The organism is Winogradskyella endarachnes (assembly GCF_009741275.1).
In the GTDB taxonomy this organism is placed as follows: Bacteria; Bacteroidota; Bacteroidia; order Flavobacteriales; family Flavobacteriaceae; genus Winogradskyella; species Winogradskyella endarachnes.
On sequence record NZ_WOWS01000001.1, the window covers coordinates 638353 to 657332 of the forward strand.

Below are 18980 nucleotides of genomic sequence, written 5' to 3' on the forward strand. Positions count from 1 at the left end.
TATGGTTTTAGTAAATATTTATTTTGTAACGTAAAAATAATGTAAATGATGCCAAATCAAAAAATATATTAATCCATTAAATATATTTCATTTACGTTAATAATATCTCCCTCTATATTTTAACAAAAACGAATAACATTAATATTCTATACTGAATTGTTTATGCCATTTTTTTTGCCATAAATGCGTTCAGTACACATATTGAATTATTGATACAATAAGTTATTATGTACGGTATGAGAAAAAAATACAATTGTGTTTCTGTAATAAATATAACAAGAGCTGTCATTTTAGCTTTTTTTGTTGTATTGTCAAATTTATTAGTAGCACAGCAATCACCTTCTATACAAACTGGTGTAACCTTTCAATGGTTAGAGGCTACACAACCAGATGGTACTTATCCTGCAACGATTAAATCCATTACTATTGACGGAGAATTATATAATACATTTGTAGTTCCCACGGATTATGAGATGACGCGTGTTGGTCCAAATGGTGATTCTTATAACCACATAAATGAAAATTCAACAACAATATTTAATGATAGTAGTAATCCGTTGTGGCATGATGCAGCTTTATCTGCGTTTCAAGACAAAAATCTTAATCACTTTTTCTCTTGCAGTAAAAACGGAAGAAACATATGTCAAAATTTTGATGGAGTAGCATATACAGATGCCCAAAAACAGACTATTTTTTACAATCCATCAATTCCGGCAAATGAAGGTGGCGTATTAGCCATTACAGAACGAAACGCAAATAATTGTTATCATATAGCAGTTTATGGTACACCTATGGGTGGCGGTACAGAAACTTTTTTAGGAGAAACTTTTGTTAGAGCTAATTATTCTACCATAAATGGTACTTATCAACCTCCAAATCAAACTCCAAACCCTGGTACTGATTATTGGTTAACGGATAGAACGGTTGAACAAAACAAAACCATTGGAATGGCGCTTTTCTATTTAAGTGACATAGTTCCTCTAGGTTCTAAAATAACGAAAATTGAATTTAATGCTTCAACCAACGATCACGGTGATGGTAAATTTTTAATTCTTCAAAAATATGCGGTTGACAACCACGAGGTTAATTGTATTAACGAAACTTATAATGGTGACTTAAAACTTACAAATAATGCACCTGAAAATTCTACTTTTAGTTTAGTTTCTGCTCCAACCACTGCTGGTGCCTTTTTTGAATTAAATACAGATGGTACATATACCTATGAACCAAACCCTGGTTTTACAGGTGAAGTTAGTTTTGAATATAGTGTTTGTTTACCTGCACCAAACGAAAGCGTATGTGATCAAGCCACTGTGTATCTCAACTTTGTAGATTTACCACCAGACCCAACATACCAAATAGATTGCAATACAGATGGAACCTTTAATATAGAAGTTACTTCGCCTTTAGGTGCCGAATATGAATATAAATTAAATTCGGGTGATTATCAAAGTTCTCCAATTTTTAATGTGCCTGCAGGCTCTTATAACTTAAAATTAAAAAATATAAACTCAAATTGTGAAAAAATTTATTCTAATAACCCTATTCAATTATCTAGTATAAAAATAACATCAGAAATTACAGATGTTTCTTGTAAATTAGGTAATGATGGTGCAATTGATGTTACTGTAACAGGTGGAACTCCTCCTTACACTTATAACTGGAGCAATTCTTCAACCACCCAAGATATTAATAATTTATACGCGGGTTCTTATACTATAACAGTAACAGATGCAAATGGCTGTACTAAAGATCAAGTTTTTGAAATTGAACAACCAAATGAAGAGTTAGCTGTTGTCGTAGATTGGATAAAACATGTAGATTGTTATGGTAACGACTCCGGAGATTTTAAAGTCATTGGTTCTGGTGGAACTCCTCCATATTTGTATTCAGTTGATGGTGGTACAACTACCCAAACTAGTGATTTCTTTGCACCTCCTTTTTCTGCAGGTAATTATACTGTAACTATTATAGATGCGTTAGATTGCACATCTACTGTAGATTTAGAAATAACCCAACCCGACGAAATAATAATTAATGTGGTTTCAACAACAGATATACTGTGTTATGGAGATGCTACTGGAGCAATTTCAATAGACGTATGGGGTGGAATTGGTAATTTGACATATGCATGGAGTAATGGTTCTACCGATCAAAATTTATCTAATTTAACTGCAGGTACATATACAGTAACTGTAACTGATGATAATGGTTGTACAGATACAGAATCCATTACTTTAACTCAACCAAACGAAGCCTTATCAACAAATTTAATTTATAATACGAGTGTATTGTGTTTTGGAGAATCAACTGGTAAAATAAAATATGAAGTCAGTGGAGGTACAGCACCTTACCAATACTCATTAGATAACGGAACAACTTTACAATCAAATAACTATTTTGAAAATTTAGCAACAGGCAACTATACCTACACAGTTATTGATGCCAATGATTGTATAGTAACAGTAGATTTTACAATTACCCAACCTTCAGCTGCATTGTCTGTTTCTATTGATAAAGTTAACGCTACATCTGCTCAAGGCTGTGATGATGGCTCAGCTACAGCTAATCCATCTGGTGGTACTGCACCTTATACCTATTTATGGTCGGCTGGTAACCAAACTACGGCTACTATCTCTAATTTAGCAATAGGCACCTATTCCGTTACTATTACAGATGCCAATAATTGTGAAACCATACAAACTGTTGATATTACTTGTACTGACGATTGTGATACCGCTACAACTTCTGGCACTATTACGGACGTGCTTTGTTATGGTGAAGCTACTGGTGAGGCTACTGTGTCTGCTAGTTCTGCAATAAACCCTAATGCTACATATACTTTTACTTGGTCTAATGGTCAAGTTGATACTAATGTTGCTTCTAGTACAATATCTAATGTTAGTGCTGGTAATTATTCTGTTAGTGTGGCAATGGATGGCTCGTCTTGTGATCCTGTGGTTCATAATATTCAAATTTCACAACCTTCTCAAGCTTTATCAGGCTCTATAAATTCGCAATCTAATATTATTTGTTCGGGATTAGGAAGCATTACCATTTCAGGTATAGGTGGCACTGCTCCTTATACCTATTCAAAAGATGCAGGTGCTAATTATCAAAATGATGGAATATTTTCAGATTTAGATCCAGGAAATTATACATTTACAATTTTAGATGCTAATAACTGTTCAACAACAATAACCAGTGAAATTCTAATAAATTGTACTGATGCCATTGCAGATATTAACAATACTTTTGTGGACCAATCTGTTACTGGTAACGTATTAACTAATGACGAGGATTTAGAAGGTGATATACAAACAGTAACCGCTAACACAAATCCTTCAAACGGTTCTGTAACAATTAACCCTAATGGCACGTACACTTACATTCCAAATTCTGGATTTATAGGTGAAGATACATTTGAATACACAATATGTGATGATGGAAACCCTCAAGCATGTGATTCAGCTATTGCGTATATTGAAATATTACCAGAAAGTGAAGATGATAATGAAGCTCCTATTGCTAATGCAGATACTGCTACAACTCCTGAAGCAACACCAATTGAAATTGCTATTCTTTCAAATGATTTTGACCAAGACGGAGATTCCATTAATATTACCGGAACAACAAATCCTGCTAATGGTTCAATAACTGTTAATCCAAATAACACAATAACCTATATACCCAATCCTGGTTTTTCAGGAGAAGACACCTTTACGTATACTATTTGTGATGATGCTACACCTCAACTTTGCGATACTGCTACAGTAACTATAACAGTGCAAGATTCTAGTACTCCAAATACCACTAATGCAAATGATGATGCGTATTATGTTAATCCTACAAGTATCTTAACAGGAAACGTATTATCTAATGACAATGATATAGAAGGTGACATACAAACAGTGATATCAACATCTGTAATATCAACCCAAGGTGTTGTTGTAAATATAAATGCTAATACTGGTGAATTTTCTTATACTCCAAATGCTGGATATACTGGAACAGATTCATTTATTTATAGTCTTAGTGATAATGGTACTCCTAATGCACTTGATGAAGCTACAGTTTATATTACACTAGATGGCGTTGCTGGTTTAAGTATTGTTAAAACGGCAACGAGTGCAGTTACAGATTGTGTTACAGCAGAAGATGAAGTTACTTATACATTTACAGTAACCAATACTGGTGACGTACTTATAAACTCTATTACAATTACCGATGATTTATTAGGTGGAGACATAACTTCATCTCTTTCACTTGTAGGAGACGATAATAACGATAGTGTTCTTGACCCAACGGAAACTTGGGTATTCACAGCTCCTAATTACACAATTACACAAGCTGATGTAGATGCAGGTCATATTACTAACAATGTAACAGCTTCTGGTTTAGAACCTGATGGAACTACAACTGTACAAGCTAATGACACTTATATTATTGATGCAAATAACACTGAAGTAACACTTTGTAGCGATGGCGGAATTAATATTGTGAAAGCCGCTTCCACAGCAACTGCAGGTTGTGTTGGTGAAGGTGATGAAATAACATATTCTTTTACAGTAACAAACTCTGGTAATGTTTCTATTAACACAATTACAATTACCGATGATTTATTAGGCGGAGATATAACTTCTACCCTTTCACTTGTTGGAGACGATAATAACGATAGTATTCTTGACCCAACGGAAACTTGGGTATTCACAGCTCCTAATTACACAATTACACAAGCTAATGTAGATGCCGGTCATATTACTAACAATGTAACAGCTTCTGGTTTAGAACCTGATGGAACTACAACTGTACAAGCTAATGACACTTATATTATTGATGCAAATAACACTGAAGTAACACTTTGTAGTGAATTTGGTATTGAACTCGTCAAAATAGGAAACTTCAATAATGATAATGGTAATGGTTGTACAGAAATTGATGAAACAATAACATATACTTTTCAAGTAACAAATACTGGTGATGTTGCTTTAAGCAATGTAACTATAACAGACCCATTATTATCTAATGCAACACCAGCTGTTACTATTGACTATGTATCGGGAGATATAGATGGAGATAGTCTTTTAGCTCCTTCTGAAACTTGGTATTATACGGCCATTTATTTGGTAACTCAATTAGATATTGATGCCACTGAAGTAATTAATACCGCAACAGTAAATGCTTTAGAAGTAATTAATAACACCAATGTTAATGCTACTTCGCAAACAATAACAGAGTTAATTGAAGATACATCACCGCCTAATGTCTCTAATTGTGCAGTTTTAGATGCTACAATAGAATGTAGCGGAACAGATAATGAAACTATTGCTAACACTTGGAATTCCGAGAATATATTAGCGTTAGAAAATTGCGCAACAGATGCGTGTGATAATAACTTTAGTGTAACATCAGACTACGTATTTAATAACCTAGTTTCAACATGTGGTGCGGGTGGAACAATTACTGTTACTTATACACTAACAGATTCTGCAAATAATGCAACATCTTTTACGGCTACCCTTACTTTAGAAGATACTACTGGGCCAGATTTATCTGCTTGTGCTGTTATTGACGAAACCATAGAATGTGCAGGTTTAGATACCGAAAATTTAGCTTTAGCATGGAATGCTACCAATATTGTAGCACTTGAAACGTGTGGAACTGATACCTGTGATGTTAGCCCAACAAACATAGTTACTTCTGATTTCGATTATACTAATCTTATCACAACATGTGGTTCTGCAGGATCAATAACAGTACTATATACCGTAACGGATGATTGTGGTAATGCCTCAACATTGACCGCTATCTTAACTATTGAAGATACAACTGCGCCTACTTTTACAGTACCAGAAGATATTACTATTGAATGTGATATAGATGTTACAAACGTCTCCTTAACAGGTGATGTTACTGATGAATTAGATAATTGTGCTGTGGGCCTAGAAGCAGTATTTACAGATACTATTGTTAATGGCGAATGTTCTGGAGAAGCTACTATTACAAGAACATGGTCATTGAGTGACGCTTGTAATAACACAACTACACATATTCAAACTATAACGGTTCAAGATACTACAGCGCCTATTTTTAATGAAACATTACCTCAAGATTTAACAACAGAATGTGATGCAGTACCTAGCGTAGAAAGTTTAACTGCAACAGATAATTGTAGCTTAGCAGAAGTTACCTTTGAAGAAGAAATTGTTACTGGGTCTTGTATAGGAGACTATCTCATAGTACGCACTTGGACCGCCTTTGATGATTGTAATAATGAAAACGTTCACACACAAATAATAACTGTAGAAGATAATAACCCTCCTACACTATTAACACCTATAGAAACTTCTATGTCAGTTTTATGTAGTGACATTCCAGTTGTTCCTAGTTTAGTTTTTGAAGACTCTTGCTCAAATAATATTGAAGTAGAATTCCATGAAGAATCTACAATTGGTATTGATCCAGAATTCTATGATATAACTAGAATATGGACTGTTACTGACGATTGTGGTAATATGGCAGATTTTACACAAACTATTGCTGTAGAGGTAGGCACATATATTGAAGCATTAGATACAGAACGCTGTACTTTAGACCCAGAATTTGATTTGTTTAATTTATTATCTGGAGATTATGAGACAGATGGTGAATGGAGTGTAATCTATGGTAATGCAACACTAGACGGAAGTTATTTTGATCCAGGTATACACGCTACAGGAGACTATACATTTATGTATACTATTTTCGATGGACCATGTCAAACTGAAGTAGAGTTAAACATAACTTTAGATGATGATTGTGTGGTTCTAAGATGTGGTGAAGATGACGTTGTTATTTCAAAAACAGTGACCGCAAATGGAGATGGTTTTAATGATTTCTTTACTATTACTGGTGTAGAAGATTGTGACTTTGAAGTAGAAATTCAAATCTTTAATAGATGGGGTGCAGAAATATACAAATCTAATAATTATAAAAATAATTGGAATGGATTTTCTAACAGTGCTTCAGTAGGAAGTTCTGGTAACGTCCCTACAGGTACTTACTATTATATAGTTAATTTAAAAAATAGCGGTTTATCACCTTTTACAGGTCCTATATACGTAGCAACAAACAAATAACCTTAACCGATGAAGTTTTCAAAATATATTAGTATTGCTATACTTTTGCTAAGCGGATTTACAGCCTTTGCCCAGCAGTTACCGCAGTTTACGCAATACATGTTTAACACCATCTCTATTAATCCGGCTTATGCTGGTAGCAGAGAAACACTTAGTGTTGTTGGTTTGCATAGAAGTCAGTGGGTTGGTTTAGAAGGTGGTCCTGAGACTCAAACATTATCAGTACATACACCTTTAAGAAATGAAAAAATGGGAGTGGGAATTTCTTTTATCAATGATCAATTAGGATACGAGAATTTTTCATACTTATATGCAGATTATTCATACACCATAAATACTGGTAAAACAACAAAATTAGCTTTTGGTATGAAAGCTGGTGTAACTCATTACACCTTAGACGAAACATTACTAAACGACCCATCTGTAGTAGATGATCCTTTTTTTAATGATGTATCTAACCGATGGAGTCCAAATGTTGGTGCTGGTTTATTTTTACATGATGCACGTTGGTATGTTGGTTTATCTGCACCAAGAATTCTAAATATAGACTATAACAAAGGACATAATGGTACTATAGATTATGTAGCTTTAGAAAGAATAAGTTATTATTTTACTGGTGGCTACGTATTTAATTTAAACGAAACTACAAAGCTTAAACCTTCGATTTTATTAAAAGCAACAAATGGAGCACCTTTATCCTTTGACATTTCTGCTAACTTTCTATTTAATGAAAAATTCTGGATTGGTGGTGCCTACAGAATAAATGAGCAGGCTGCTGCAATTGGTGGAATAGCTGATTTTCAAATTTCAAGACAACTAAGAATAGGTTATGCTTATGAATATCCAATTTCAGATTTATCAGCGTATACTAGTGGCACACATGAAGTATTACTAATGTTTGAAGTCTTTAAAAGTAAACGAATTAAATCACCTAGATATTTCTAAACACTCTAGTTATATGAAAATAAAAGTACTCACATTATTCTTAGCTATTACTAGTTCATTATCATTTTCTCAAACCAAACTAGCTGATAAGTTTTTTGAAAATTACGGCTATGTAAAAGCTATAGAATTATATGAAAAAGTAGTAGAAAAAGGAAAAGCAGATGCTCACGTTTTAACGCGCTTAGGTGATGCTTACTACAATAATTCTAATTCTGAAAAAGCTGTTTATTGGTACAAAAAAGCACTTACTAAATACAAAAATATTGAAGCTGAATATATTTATAAATATATACAATCACTAAGAAGTATTGGTAATTATGAAGAAGCCAATGTTTGGTTTAAAAAATTAAGTGATGCACAAAAAGGTGATAGTAGATTAAAAGGTTACGACCCTAATAATGTAGGAGTTTTTGACCAATTAACCTCTAAGAATGTCGATTTAATGGTCACTATGGAGAACTTATCATTTAACTCTGAATTATCAGATTTTGGATCATTTGTAAAAGATAGTACCCTTTATTTTGCATCTGCAAGAGGTGAAAATAAAAAAGTTTATAATTGGAACAAAGAACCTTTTTTAGATATTTTTCAAGTTGATTTTACAGAAAAAGTTAATGAAGAAGGTATAGCTTTAAACACATATGATAAGCCTTCTGAATTATTGAGCCAAGGTATTAACACCGTTTATCATGAAGCATCTGTTGCTATAACTAACGATGGTAAAACTATGTATTTTACTAGAGATAACGTTAACCAAAGACAACGATTAAAATATGATAAAGAAGGAACAACTCATCTTAAATTATATAAATCTACATTAGTTGGTAAACTATGGACTGAACCAGAAGAATTACCATTTAATGACGAAATATATTCTACAGGTCATCCTGCACTGAGCGTGGATAACAAAACACTATATTTTGTATCTGATCGTGCTGATGGTTTTGGGCAAACCGATATTTATGCAGTGTCTATTAAAGAAAATGGAACTTACGGAGAACCCATAAATTTAGGTGATAAAATTAACACTGAAGGACGTGAAATGTTTCCATTTGTAAGTCAAGATAGTACATTTTATTTTTCTTCGGATGGTCATTTAAACCTAGGGTTATTAGATATCTTTAAATCTAATATTCTAAAAGACTCAAAAAATATAACAGCGCCAGAAAATTTAGGTGCTCCATTTAACAGTGGTTACGATGATTTTGCCTATTACATAGACAATGAAACTAAAAAAGGATATATTTCTAGTAACAGACCAGAAGGCAAAGGTGGAGATGACATTTATGGCTTTACCATATCAAAATGTGTTCAACTAATTTCTGGTATTGCTACAGAACACAGAACCGAAATTATACTAAATGGTGTTACCGTAAAACTAATTGATGAAACAGGCAAAATTATTGCCGAAGCCATAACAAAAGAAGATGGAGCTTATGCTTTTGAAGTAGAATGTAATAAAAAATATACAATTCTTGGAACAAAAGATGATTATCACGAAGACCAGAAAACCATAATAACATCTAATAAAAATGAAGAAGAAAACATTTTAGATCTTGTTTTAAAACCAATGTTGTTAGAAAGTCAAATAATCATTAACCCTATTTTCTTTGATTATGACAAAGCAACCATTAGAACTGATGCACAATATGAACTAGAAAACATTGTTAACGTATTGCGTAAACACGATGAAATGATTATTAAAATTGAAGCACATACCGATAGCCGAGGTCGTGATAAATACAATCTAAAACTATCTGACAAACGTGCAAAATCAACAGCAGAATATATAATTTCTAGAGGTATTGAAAGAAGTAGAATACAAAGTGCAAGAGGATTTGGAGAAACTAGACTGCTTAACAAATGTGAAAACGGAGTAAAATGTAGTGAAGAAGAACACCAGGTTAATAGACGATCATATTTCTATATTGTAGATGGTAATGAAGACAATGAATAAAATTTAAAAAACACACCAAAAGAACGAAGAGCAAGCTTAATAAGGCTTGCTTTTTTTATTTAGGAAAGTGCAATCTGTACCCAAAATTTAAATAGAATACTGTAAGTTTGACTTTACTCTATGTGATGAAATATTATACTGTAATAATACTTGTACTCATTCACCTCACAATAAGCTCTCAAACATTAAAAGGGAAAATTTCAGATAGTCTTACACATGAAGCGTTATCCTATGTTAATATCAGTATTAAAGATAAAAGGATTGGTGTTTACTCAGATGAAAATGGTGGGTATAAATTTAACTTATCAAAAACTACAGTAAAAGACACGTTAATTATTTCCTATATAGGATATAAAAAACAAAAATTAGCCGTTAGTAAATTTCAAGAGAACAAGGAATATCAACTGAATTTAGAACTTACCTCTAAAACTGAACCATTAAAAGAAATTTTAATTCATAGTAATCCTAAAAATTTTAGTAAGAATAGCACCCAACTATCTACAGGAAACAGAAATCAAACATTTCCACTTTCTCAACCATATGGGTCCGAAGTGGCCATATTTATAGAAAATCCTAAGAATAAATATGGCAAGCTCACTGAACTTCATTTAAAATTTAAAACAATTAAAGACGATAAATTTCTTACTTATCAAACCTACTATAGAATAGCTTTTTATAATGTGGATAATTTAGGGTTTCCTGGAGATTTAATTCATTTTGAAAACATAATTATAAAACCAGAAACTGAAACTAAAAACCTTATAGTAGATTTAGAAGAAAAAGGTATTCCATTTTCTAAAATTGGTATGTTTATAGGTATTGAAACCATTAAACCAGACTTTGTTAAAGTTGAAAGCGCAATGTACCTCTCAGCGCCTAGTCTCATTTACACTCATACTAAATCTAGTAAAACATATTTTAGATTCCGATCTAACCAATGGCATAAACAACGTAAAACATCCGTATTTAAAAAGAAGTTGTTTGCTGTACCATTTATTAAATTAAAAGCTGTTTTTGAAAAAGAATAAAGCCTATCTAAATTTTAACAAAAAAATCCCTGCTCATATAAAACGAACAGAGATTTCAAAATCAACCTTGAATTAATCTAGCTTAATCTTTAATGATTTTTAAGGTATGACCTGATGCTATTTTTAATAAATAAATACCTGTAGATAAACCACTTACATCAATACTTTTATCGTTATCTAAAATTCCATTAAGCACTTTTGTTCCTAAAATATTATACATTACATAACTTTCATTATTTTCTAATCCAGAAACTCTAATTACACTTTTGGCAGGATTTGGATAATAACTTATCCGTGAAGACGATAAATCTAAATCATCTGTTGATAAGGCGTAATTTTGCAAAGTTACAATGTTATCTAAAGCACCTTCACTCCAACAAACACCTTCAAATAAAAGCGTATTTTTTGGCGTAATAGACCAATTGGCTTCTGTAAAGGTGCTACTTGGACCACTACCAGCATTCCTTTTTACATAAGAGTTTGAAAAGTTCCAAGATTCTGTTTCACCATTTTGACCATCAAACCCAAAAATATCTATAACTTGATTTCCGTTAGCTGCATCTATCAATCTTACCTTATCACCACCTTCTACACTAGATAAAACGGTTCCAATTGTTGTATTTACAGACGTTCTCACACCTGGAAAGTTGTCATCAAAAGCAGTAACATCGTTTACAAGATATAAATAGGTGTCTGTATGTATACCAGTACCTATAGAATTATTAGTTACCCAATTTGTAGCTGAGGCAAACTGAAACTGAATTTGTAAATCTGTAACATCTACGCTACCTTCAACATATAATTCAATAAATCTTGGTGCCACTGAACCAGTTGGGCAATCCCCTTCAACCATAGTTGTAATTTTTACACTTTGGGAAAAAGAAGAAAAAGTCATCAATGAGACAATTAAACTGTAGAGTAATTTTTGCATCATAAGTAAGGGTTATAAGTTTAATAAGTGTTAGATATTAGGGATAATTTCTATTTAATACACAGTAGAATCGTTACGTCTAGTTTATTTACGTTACTTATATATAAGAACTATCTTTTAATAAAAATATTTGTAAAATACCATTTACCTTCCGCATTTTGCTCTGCAGAGACATCAAAATCTGTATGATCACCTTCTATATTTTCTCTATGACTTGTGCTTGCCAACCAAGCATTAACCACACCTTCTGCAGTATGAAACCCATAACCTACATTTTCAGTCACTTCATTGGCATTTGCATTGGTCTCTAAACTTTCCTTTCTAAGAAAAAAATAATCATGAGAGACATTAGCTTCTGCAATCATATAAGTAGTATGAGTTGATGCTACCGCTTTAACCGTATCATGGTTTTGTAGCGTATTTAAACCTAAAGTAATTCTATGTTGGTTTATTAATTCCATTATTTCAATCTCAATTTGCTTGGCTTGAGGAGTTGAAGGAACTTCAATTGTTGCAATACCTTCGTCTACAGAATCTGTAGAACAAGAGGTGAAACTTAACACAATTATAGCGAAGAAAAATATTTTTTTTAGAGTCTTCATAAGTAGGATATTACTATTTGGCAACACTAAATTAAACTCACATATTTATTAAAATGTTAAATAAATGTTAAAAACGACAAAATGCATGTTTTTAATCGGATTAATATGCAAAACATCGACGAAATACATGTATTTGCTATATTTTACTACCATACAACCGATTAAAAAGGCTATTCATCGAATTAATAGTAATATAAAAAATGAATAGTAATGATTACAGAACCATACGCAAATTGTATCAAAAAATTTGGTAGATAGTATCCTTAAATTTAAGTATGATTATTTAAAAACAATGGATGTGGTAATAATTAAAAGCTAAAGTGTAATTATGGTGCCAAACGCTCAATTTTCCAGTTATAATCTGCTTGTAGTTGATATCTTATTCTATCGTGAAGTCGATTTGGTCTACCTTGCCAAAATTCTAATTCAACAGGTCTTACCATATAGCCTCCCCAATTTTTAGGTCGTTCTATTTCTTTTCCTTCAAATTTAGACTCTAAAGATTTTAATTTTAGTTCTAACTCTGTTCTATCCTTTACAGTTTCACTTTGGTTAGAAGCTATTGCTCCTAGCTGACTTCCTCGTGGTCTCGACTCAAAATAGCCATCACTAAGATTTTCTGAAATTTTTTCTGCCGTCCCTTTTATGATAATTTGACGTTCTGCAGCATGCCAAAAGAAAGATAAACATACATTAGGATTATTAGCAATAGCCTTCCCTTTTTCACTATTATAATTAGTGTAAAATATAAAACCTTCGTGCGTGTATTTTTTAAGAAGTACAACTCTATTTTTGGGATAACCATCTAGCCCTAAGGTAGAAATAGTCATAGCATTGGTCTCGTCTACATTAAAATTTGTATCCACTTCAACAAACCAATCTCTAAATAATTCTAATGGATTTTCTGGAACATTACTTAATAATAATTCCCCTTTTTCGTAAGATTTTCTGTAATCGCTTAAGTCCTTTTCCATAGGAATACGAAGTTAATTCAATATTTTGTTTTTATCAAAAAAAGTGTAGTTTTATAAAATAACCACCCTTAAAAAATAATTCCCTTAAATGCACTTTGAAAATTCCCTCCTGTCAAAATCATTAACTTATGAAAAATTAACTTTAGACTTTGGAACCAATTACCTCTTTGAAAACTTCATTATTATGGAAGTTAACGAAGGTGTTCACTTTAATTTTGATAAGTTAAACGAATTACTAACAGAAATAACCGCTCACTACGGTTTTGATAAAAAACTAGCTTATATAGCTAACCGTGTTAATTCTTATTCTATTGACCCTATTTTGTGGTCTTATTTTGATAAAGATGATAATATGTTAGTGGCAGCATCTATTGTAACGTATTCTAACTCTTCTTTTATGAGTGCTAGTATTGAGAAGAAATTAGCATCAATAAGCTTAAAACGTTCGTCTAGTTTAGAGGAAGCTATTGGTTGGGTACAACATTTAACTGAATTGAGATAAACGTTAAAATTCAAACGATTTGCCGTCTTTAGATAAAACGGTATTTTCAAAAACAGTTTTGGCTTCGTTTTTAAACAAGTTATAGTCGCTATAACGTGTAGAATAATGGCCAAGTATTAAAGTATCTACATTCGCTTTTTTTGCTATTGTAGCTGCTTGTTTTGCTGTACTATGTTTTGTAGGCTCACAGCGTGCTTCGTCTTTTTCTAAAAACGTAGATTCATGATAAAGCACTGTAGCATCTTCTATAATAGGAAGCATTTCTTCATTATAAACTGTATCACTGCAATACGCATAACTTTTTGCTGGCACTGGGTCTTTGGTTACTTTTTGGTTACTAATAAGAACGCCATCTTCATTAACCACATCAAAACCTTGCTTTAATTTTCTGTAATAAGCCATATCAATATTGGCTTCATTTACCATATTAATATCTAATTTACGCTCATTCTCTTTCTCTTTAAAAAGAAATCCGTTGGTATAAATTCTGTGTTTAAGTGGAATTGTATGTACTTGTACTTTATCATCTTCATAAATTAATTCTGAATGTTTAGAATTTAATTCGTGAAAAATAAGTTGATATTGTGTCCATCCTCCAGATAATTTCATTTGAAGTAAAACAACTTCTTTTAGACCTTTTGGTCCGTATATATGAAGTTCTGTAAGTCTAGTTAATAAACTAAATGTGTTTATTAAACCTATTAACCCAAAGTAATGGTCACCATGAAGATGAGAAATAAATATGTGCTTAATTCTAGAGAACTTAACCTTGTTTCGTCTTAATTCTACCTGAGTTCCTTCACCACAATCTATTAAAAACATATGGTTTTTAATTTCTAAAACTTGCGATGTTGGATTTGTATTTATACGTGGTGTTGCACTATGGCAGCCAAGAATAGTTAATTTCATTAATTGTATTTAATAGGTTGAAATGACTTAAAGACACCATCAACTAATAGACTTTTAAAACCCTAAGTCGCGTTCCATATCTTCCATTTCTATAATATCATATGCTTCTTGTATAGTTGGGACCACCACAATTTCGTCTGGCATATTATCTAAATCTACCTGATCAGATACCACAACAAAGCTCTTTTTATCTGCTCTATGATTATTACTTAACCGAAGAAATTCTAAAATATCTTCTAATTTTATTTTTTCTAAACTAGATAATCTTACAATTAGATGATAGTTTTTATACTTATCATAAGCCTGCTCAATATTATTAACTAATGTTTTTACCGAAGCTTTTTCTTGTGCTATTATTGTAGTATTACCGTCTCTATCTATTATCATATCCTACTGTTTAATTTTAGAAGCTAACAAATAAATCACTGCCATCCTAATAGCGACACCGTTTTCTACCTGATTTAAAATTATAGCCTGTTTAGAATCTGCAACATCACTTGTAATTTCTACACCTCTATTTATTGGTCCAGGATGCATTATTACAATCTCCTTATTTAAGCTATCTAATAACTCTTTATTAACTCCAAATTGCTGAGTATATTCTCTTGTAGAAGGAAAATAGCTAATGTCCATACGTTCGTTTTGTACACGTAACATATTAGCTACATCGCACCATTCTAAAGCCTTTTTTAGATTGGTTTCTACTTTAACGCCCAACTCTTTAATATATTTTGGCAGTAATGTTTTTGGCCCGCAAACCATAACATTTGCACCTTGTAATTGCAAAGCATATATGTTTGAAAGTGCCACTCTACTATGTAAAATATCGCCAACAATAACTACATTTTTACCTTTAACGCTTCCTAATTTTTCTCTTATTGAATAAGAATCTAACAAGGCTTGAGTAGGATGCTCATGTGCACCATCACCAGCATTAACAATACTTGCATTAACATGTTTAGATAAAAATACACCAGCTCCAGGGTTTGGGTGACGCATTACTACCATATCTACTTTCATAGACAGAATATTATTAACTGTATCTATAAGTGTTTCTCCTTTTTTTACCGAAGATTGGGAAGCCGAAAAATTAATAACATCTGCAGATAATCGTTTTTCCGCTAACTCAAAAGAAAGCTTTGTTCTGGTTGAATTTTCAAAAAACAAATTTGCTATAGTAATATCTCTAAGTGATGGTACTTTTTTAATAGGTCTATTAATAACCTCTTTAAACTGATCGGCAGTATCAAAAATAAGGTCAATATCTTCTTTAGTGAGATATTTAATTCCTAATAAGTGATTAACACTTAATTCGCTCATTCTATTTTGCTTTTAGCTATTAGCTATTCGCCTTTAGCAATTCACTTTTTATTATATGATTTAATTCAATTATTTGTTAACCAAATAAACTGCATCTTCATCTTCATTTTCTTGCCACTTAACAATAACCTTTTGGTTATCTATAGCATCTACTTGTCTTCCTCTATAATTAGGTTGTATTGGTAAATGCCTGCTAAAACGTCTATCTATTAAAGTTAACAATTCTATATCCTTAGGCCTTCCAAAAGATTGAATTGCCGTTAGAGCAGATCTTATACTTCTTCCGGTATATAAAACATCATCAATAAAAACTACGTTTTTATCTTCAACAATAAAATCTATAATTGTAGTATTGGCTTCTAATGGTTTTTCTCCTCTTCTAAAATCATCTCTAAAGAAAGTAATATCTAAATGACCAAGTTGAATGTTTTTAATATTGTAATCTTCGGTTAGAATTTTAGCTAAACGATTTGCTAAAAACTTTCCTCTTGGCTGAATACCTATCAATGCTGTTTCAGAAAAATCATCGTGATTTTCAATGAGTTGACAAGCCAATCTGTGAAGGATAATATTGACTTCTTTAGAGTTAAGTAGTACTTTATGACTCATATAGTTTCCAAACGTTGTTGGTTTACAAATTTAGGGTAAAATTTTTTGTTTACAATACAATTTACACACAAAGACATATCTAAACCGTACAAATTATAAAACAAAAAAAGCCTCTCGAAAATCGAGAGGCTTTTTAATATAGATTAATGCGTGGGCTTATTTCTTCCCGTCCATTTTATCTTTAAGAGCTTGTAAAGCATCATTTGCATCACCTAAAGTTGGTTTAGCTTCTGCCGCTTGAGCTTCTGCTTTTCTTACAGCTTGCTTAACGATTTTAGCTTCTTCTTCTCTAAATACTGCTGTATGAGATGCTACAACACGTTTGAATTCTTTATTAAATTCAATGATTTTGAATTCTGCTTCTTCACCTTTACCTAGTTTAGAACCATCTTCTTTCTCTAAGTGACGTGCTGGTACAAATGCAACGATATCTTCATTAAAGTCTATAGTTGCACCTTTATCTACTACTTCTGTAATTGCTGCAGTATGCGTAGTACCTAAAGCAAATTCAGTTTCGTACTTATCCCAAGGGTTTTCTGTAGTTTGTTTGTGACCTAATGATAATTTACGTCCATCTACGTCTAACTCTAATACTACAACATCTAACTTATCACCTACATTACAGAACTCAGATGGATGCTTAATTTTCTTAGTCCAAGATAAATCAGAGATGTAAATTAATCCATCAATACCTTCTTCTAATTCAACAAAAACACCAAAGTTTGTAAAGTTACGTACAATACCTGTGTGTTTAGAACCAACTGGGTATTTGTTAGTAATATCTGTCCATGGATCTGGTGTTAATTGCTTAATACCAAGAGACATCTTACGATCTTCTCTATCTAAAGTTAAGATAACCGCTTCAATTTCATCTCCAACAGATACAAAATCTTGCGCTGAACGTAAATGTGTTGACCAAGACATTTCACTTACGTGAACTAATCCTTCTACACCTTCTTCTACTTCAACAAAAGCACCGTAATCTGCAATAACTACTACTTTACCTTTTACTTTATCTCCTACTTTTACAGTTTCACCTAAAGCTTCCCATGGATGTTTAGATAACTGTTTAAGACCTAATTGGATTCTTGATTTGTTTTCATCAAAATCAAGGATTACAACATTTAATTTCTGATCTAACTCAACAATCTCATTTGGATGGTTGATACGAGACCATGATAAATCTGTAATATGTACTAAACCATCTACACCACCTAAATCGATAAACACACCATAAGAAGTAATATTTTTTACAACACCTTCTAATACTTGTCCTTTTTCTAGTTGACCAATGATTTCTTTCTTTTGTTCTTCAATATCTGCTTCAATAAGCGCTTTATGAGAAACAACTATGTTTTTGAATTCGTGGTTGATTTTTACAACTTTAAATTCCATAGTTTTATTTACGTACTGATCGTAATCTCTAATTGGTTTCACATCGATTTGAGAACCTGGTAAGAAAGCTTCTATACCAAATACATCTACGATCATACCACCTTTAGTTCTGCATTTTACAAAACCGTTTACAATTTCACCAGTTTCATGTGCATTGTTTACACGATCCCATGCTTTAATTACTCTCGCTTTTCTGTGAGATAATACTAATTGACCAGTTGCATCTTCGCGTACATCAATTAATACTTCTACTTTATCACCAACAGCTAAGTTAGGGTTGTAACGGAACTCATTAAGTGAAATTACACCTTCAGACTTTGCGTTAATGTCAATAATTGCATCACGATCTGTGATTGTGATTACAGTACCTTCTACAACTTGATCATCTAATGTATCAACGAAATTTTCAGATACTAATTTTTCAAACTCTTCTAATTTTGTGTCCGCAACTTGCTCAATTCCTTCTTCGTAATTGTGCCAATCGAACTCTGCTAAGAATTTTTCTGGATTTGCTTGTGCTTCAGAGATTACTGGAGCTTGAACTGCTTCAGTTGCTTCAACCTCAGCTTGATTTGTTTCTTTTTCAGACATGTGTGCTGAATTAAAATTTGTATTCTGTAGTTATAGAAATAACACGGAAAATCTACAGAAGATATTAATTAAAATTAAGTTTATTCCCTTTTCTCTTTC

13 protein-coding genes are annotated in these 18980 nt (G+C 32.2%); 5 read left to right on the forward strand and 8 right to left on the reverse strand.

Going from position 1 to position 18980, the window contains the following annotated elements:
• Nucleotides 1-236 precede the first annotated feature (236 nt).
• The 4 genes from GN138_RS02870 (at nt 237) to GN138_RS02885 (ending at nt 11048) form a co-directional block, all read left to right on the forward strand.
• Complete coding sequence (locus GN138_RS02870; RefSeq protein ID WP_197429304.1) at nt 237-7118, forward strand: DUF7507 domain-containing protein; 6882 nt, start codon at nt 237-239, stop codon at nt 7116-7118.
• Between the two features lie 9 nt (nt 7119-7127).
• Nucleotides 7128-8063 carry a PorP/SprF family type IX secretion system membrane protein gene (locus GN138_RS02875; RefSeq protein WP_157361937.1) on the forward strand — a complete coding sequence of 312 codons (936 nt, stop codon included), beginning with the start codon at nt 7128-7130 and terminating at the stop codon, nt 8061-8063.
• A gap of 13 nt (nt 8064-8076) precedes the next feature.
• Nucleotides 8077-10020: an OmpA family protein gene (locus tag GN138_RS02880; RefSeq protein ID WP_157361939.1), complete on the forward strand. Its 1944-nt coding sequence runs from the start codon at nt 8077-8079 to the stop codon at nt 10018-10020.
• Nucleotides 10021-10145: 125 nt separating this feature from the next.
• Nucleotides 10146-11048 (forward strand): carboxypeptidase-like regulatory domain-containing protein, encoded by a 903-nt coding sequence (locus GN138_RS02885; protein ID WP_157361941.1) that lies wholly within the window; start codon nt 10146-10148, stop codon nt 11046-11048.
• Between the two features lie 82 nt (nt 11049-11130).
• On the opposite strand, the gene GN138_RS02890 is transcribed toward GN138_RS02885, so the two are convergent.
• The 3 genes from GN138_RS02890 to pdxH all read right to left on the reverse strand — a co-directional run bounded on the left by GN138_RS02890 (nt 11131) and on the right by pdxH (nt 13555).
• Complete coding sequence (locus tag GN138_RS02890; RefSeq protein WP_157361943.1) at nt 11131-11982, reverse strand: T9SS type A sorting domain-containing protein; 852 nt, start codon at nt 11980-11982, stop codon at nt 11131-11133.
• A 107-nt stretch (nt 11983-12089) separates the two neighbouring features.
• Nucleotides 12090-12581 (reverse strand): CAP domain-containing protein, encoded by a 492-nt coding sequence (locus tag GN138_RS02895; protein WP_157361944.1) that lies wholly within the window; start codon nt 12579-12581, stop codon nt 12090-12092.
• Nucleotides 12582-12907: 326 nt separating this feature from the next.
• A complete protein-coding gene (gene pdxH, locus GN138_RS02900) occupies nt 12908-13555 on the reverse strand; it encodes a pyridoxamine 5'-phosphate oxidase (RefSeq protein ID WP_157361947.1) in 648 nt (215 codons plus the stop codon).
• Nucleotides 13556-13643: 88 nt separating this feature from the next.
• Between pdxH and GN138_RS02905 the strand changes: the two genes are divergently transcribed.
• On the forward strand, nt 13644-14057 hold the full coding sequence (locus tag GN138_RS02905) for a hypothetical protein (RefSeq protein ID WP_157361949.1): 414 nt from the start codon (nt 13644-13646) through the stop codon (nt 14055-14057).
• A 3-nt stretch (nt 14058-14060) separates the two neighbouring features.
• Here the strand turns inward: GN138_RS02905 and GN138_RS02910 are convergent, their stop codons facing one another.
• The 5 genes from GN138_RS02910 to rpsA form a co-directional block, all read right to left on the reverse strand.
• Nucleotides 14061-14966: a ribonuclease Z gene (locus GN138_RS02910; RefSeq protein WP_157361950.1), complete on the reverse strand. Its 906-nt coding sequence runs from the start codon at nt 14964-14966 to the stop codon at nt 14061-14063.
• Between the two features lie 54 nt (nt 14967-15020).
• On the reverse strand, nt 15021-15353 hold the full coding sequence (locus GN138_RS02915) for a ribonuclease Z (RefSeq protein ID WP_157361953.1): 333 nt from the start codon (nt 15351-15353) through the stop codon (nt 15021-15023).
• A 3-nt stretch (nt 15354-15356) separates the two neighbouring features.
• Nucleotides 15357-16286 carry an aspartate carbamoyltransferase catalytic subunit gene (locus GN138_RS02920; protein ID WP_157361954.1) on the reverse strand — a complete coding sequence of 310 codons (930 nt, stop codon included), beginning with the start codon at nt 16284-16286 and terminating at the stop codon, nt 15357-15359.
• 69 nt (nt 16287-16355) lie between these two features.
• Nucleotides 16356-16895, reverse strand: a complete 540-nt coding sequence (gene pyrR, locus GN138_RS02925) for a bifunctional pyr operon transcriptional regulator/uracil phosphoribosyltransferase PyrR (RefSeq protein ID WP_157361957.1) — start codon at nt 16893-16895, stop codon at nt 16356-16358.
• Between the two features lie 156 nt (nt 16896-17051).
• Complete coding sequence (gene rpsA / locus GN138_RS02930; RefSeq protein WP_157361959.1) at nt 17052-18881, reverse strand: 30S ribosomal protein S1; 1830 nt, start codon at nt 18879-18881, stop codon at nt 17052-17054.
• Nucleotides 18882-18980: the final 99 nt, after the last annotated feature.

What these genes read in the sequence shown, in the direction of transcription:
- GN138_RS02870 (WP_197429304.1), top strand. Translation starts at nt 237, where the DNA reads ATGAGAAAAAAATACAATTGTGTTTCTGTAATAAATATAACAAGAGCT.
- GN138_RS02875 (WP_157361937.1), top strand. Translation starts at nt 7,128, where the DNA reads ATGAAGTTTTCAAAATATATTAGTATTGCTATACTTTTGCTAAGCGGA.
- GN138_RS02880 (WP_157361939.1), top strand. Translation starts at nt 8,077, where the DNA reads ATGAAAATAAAAGTACTCACATTATTCTTAGCTATTACTAGTTCATTA.
- GN138_RS02885 (WP_157361941.1), top strand. Translation starts at nt 10,146, where the DNA reads ATGAAATATTATACTGTAATAATACTTGTACTCATTCACCTCACAATA.
- GN138_RS02890 (WP_157361943.1), bottom strand. Translation starts at nt 11,982, where the DNA reads ATGATGCAAAAATTACTCTACAGTTTAATTGTCTCATTGATGACTTTT.
- GN138_RS02895 (WP_157361944.1), bottom strand. Translation starts at nt 12,581, where the DNA reads ATGAAGACTCTAAAAAAAATATTTTTCTTCGCTATAATTGTGTTAAGT.
- pdxH (WP_157361947.1), bottom strand. Translation starts at nt 13,555, where the DNA reads ATGGAAAAGGACTTAAGCGATTACAGAAAATCTTACGAAAAAGGGGAA.
- GN138_RS02905 (WP_157361949.1), top strand. Translation starts at nt 13,644, where the DNA reads ATGCACTTTGAAAATTCCCTCCTGTCAAAATCATTAACTTATGAAAAA.
- GN138_RS02910 (WP_157361950.1), bottom strand. Translation starts at nt 14,966, where the DNA reads ATGAAATTAACTATTCTTGGCTGCCATAGTGCAACACCACGTATAAAT.
- GN138_RS02915 (WP_157361953.1), bottom strand. Translation starts at nt 15,353, where the DNA reads ATGATAATAGATAGAGACGGTAATACTACAATAATAGCACAAGAAAAA.
- GN138_RS02920 (WP_157361954.1), bottom strand. Translation starts at nt 16,286, where the DNA reads ATGAGCGAATTAAGTGTTAATCACTTATTAGGAATTAAATATCTCACT.
- pyrR (WP_157361957.1), bottom strand. Translation starts at nt 16,895, where the DNA reads ATGAGTCATAAAGTACTACTTAACTCTAAAGAAGTCAATATTATCCTT.
- rpsA (WP_157361959.1), bottom strand. Translation starts at nt 18,881, where the DNA reads ATGTCTGAAAAAGAAACAAATCAAGCTGAGGTTGAAGCAACTGAAGCA.